We start from the raw sequence: 2,301 nt of genomic DNA, 5'->3' as shown, positions 1-2,301 counted from the left end.
GTGCGGACCCGGCGCCGGTGCAGGCCGCGGGCGCGGAAGGGCTGGGCGAAGGCCCGCCGGGTCATCCGCAGCTCCCAGGCCGCCCGGCGGCAGGCCGGGCGGAAACCGCCCTGCCGTGCCACCGCCCGGATCAGCCACCAGAGGAGCGCCACCAGGACGAGGGCCATACCGGTGAGGATGACGGACGATTTCTGGTCAGGCAGGGGCAGAGCGACCGTCCAGGGGCCGCCGGCCGGTCTCCCGGTGGTCACGGGCACCGCCGGCGGTCCACGGGAGCGGCGGGATCCGGGGAACCTTGACGGGGCGTCACGGCCGGGCGGCCGCGAGAGCCGGGCGAGTGGGTGTGCACGGGGACCTCGGGAGGACGGAGCGGGTGGGGAAGGCGCGCCGGGGGCGCGCCGTTGATGTCCGTCGGCCGACCGCACCCACGGTGAGCAGCGCATTCGTGCCGACACCGAGATACATGGCAAATGCAGCCGCCAGGTTGCATGCCGCCGCCCCGGTCCGGCGAACCTGGCCGGATCTCATCGCTCGCCGTCCGGGGGAGGAGCGCGGCCGCCGTGTGCGGAAGCCCCGGGGCCGTGGGGTCGCCGGAGCGGGTAATATGGTACGAAGCGTCCCCTCCAAGGAGGCGTTTCCGCAGGTCAGGGGCCTGCCGGAAGCGTCCGGTGAGGGGGTCGGACACATCCTTGGACACCCTTGAAACCCCAGCCGGGCTGGGGTTTTTCCGTGTGCCCTGAACTATCAGAGATCCACGAGGCATGAACCCTTCCACCACCGAGCGCGCCGGGCGCGCCACCGGTGACCGGTCCGCCGATGTGACGGGCCGCCGTCCCGTCCGGGTGGGCGTGCTGGTCGCCGCGCTGCTCACGGCCTGCGTCGCCTTCCAGCTCAACGCCAGCATGCTCAGCCCCGCGCTGAAGAGCATCGAGGACAGCCTCGGCGCGAGCTCCGCCGAGATCGGCCTCACCCAGACCGCGTTCTTCACGTCGGCCGCCCTGTTCTCGCTCTTCCTGCCGCGCCTGGGCGACGTCATCGGACGCCGCAAGGTCCTGGCCGGCATGCTGGCCCTGATGGCCGTCGGGTGCGTGGTCGCGGCGCTGGCGGACAGCGTGCCCATGCTGTTCGCCGGGCGGATCCTGCAGGGCGCGTCCGGGCCCACCGTGCCCCTGTGCCTGATCATGCTGCGGGTCGAGGTGACCGAGCCCAAGCGCTACGGCACCCTGCTCGGTGTGATCACGGCCGTCAACGGCGGCGTCGCCGGTGTGGACTCCCTCGCGGGCGGCTTCCTCGCGGACAACCACGGCTTCGAGGCCGTCTTCTGGGCGATGGCCGTCGTGGCCGTCGTCGCCACCGTCCTGGTCGCCACCCTGACGCCCGAGAGCAAGGTCGCGGCCGCCGGCCGGATGGACTGGCCGGGCGTGGCCCTGCTCGTGGTCTCCGTCGGCTCGCTGCTCATCGCGCTGAACGAGGCCGGCAAGCTGGGCGACGCCCGCTGGCCGGTGGTCGCCGGGCTGACGGCCGTCTCCGCGGTCGCCTTCGCCCTGTTCTGGCGCACCGAGGACCGCAGCGGCCACCCGCTGGTCGCCACCCGGCACCTCAAGCAGCGCGGCACCTGGGCCACCCTGCTGACCACCACGCTCACCATGACCGGCGTCTTCGCGGTCATGAACGGCCTCATCCCCTCCCTCGCCCAGGACGCCGAGGCGGGCCTGGGGATGTCGGCCGAGGCCTCCGCGTGGTGGACGCTCACCCCGTACGCCCTGGCGGGCCTCGCCATGGGCCCGGTCGCCGGCCGTCTCGCGGCCACCTTCGGCTACGGGCGGGTCCTGCGCCTGGGGCTCGTGGGGTCGGCGGCGTCCGTCGTCCTGATGATCCTCACCATCCCGGCGCACTCGCGCGTCCTGCTGCTGGTGGCCTCGCTGCTGGTCGGCATCACCTACGCGGGTGTGGCGAACATCGTGCTCAACGGCCTGGGCATCGTGCTGTCGCCCAAGGAGAACCCGGGCTTCCTGCCCGGTCTCAACGCGGGCGCCTTCAACCTCGGCGCGGGGCTGAGCTTCGCCCTGCTGTACGCGGTGAAGACCGCCGTGCAGCCGGCCGACCCGGCCTCGTCCACCGGCTACACCGCCGGCATGATCGCGGGCGTCGTGATCATGGCCGCCGCCCTTGCGACGTCCTTCCTCATCCCGAAGCCGGCCACGGCGGAGGCGCACGGCTGACGCGCACAGCAGGCGCACGGCCGACTCCGGTCGCGCCACGGCAGCGGAACCCCGGCTCCCGAGCCGGGGTTCCGCTGTT

The 2,301-nt window shown here is 73.3% G+C and carries 1 protein-coding gene; it reads left to right on the top strand.

The window, feature by feature from the left end; all coding sequences use genetic code 11:
* Window positions 1-761 precede the first annotated feature (761 nt).
* On the top strand, window positions 762-2,222 hold the full coding sequence (uriT, locus tag V7793_RS36545; protein ID WP_336013980.1) for a uridine transporter UriT: 1,461 nt from the start codon (window positions 762-764) through the stop codon (window positions 2,220-2,222).
* Window positions 2,223-2,301 lie beyond the last annotated feature (79 nt).

The organism is Streptomyces sp. KLMMK (assembly GCF_036961605.1).
In the GTDB taxonomy this organism is placed as follows: domain Bacteria; phylum Actinomycetota; class Actinomycetes; order Streptomycetales; family Streptomycetaceae; genus Streptomyces; species Streptomyces telluris.
This window is presented reverse-complemented; position numbering and strand designations above follow the sequence as displayed.

Excerpts from the sequence above, each read along its gene's own strand:
- uriT (WP_336013980.1), top strand. The coding sequence starts at position 762 with ATGAACCCTTCCACCACCGAGCGCGCCGGGCGCGCCACCGGTGACCGG.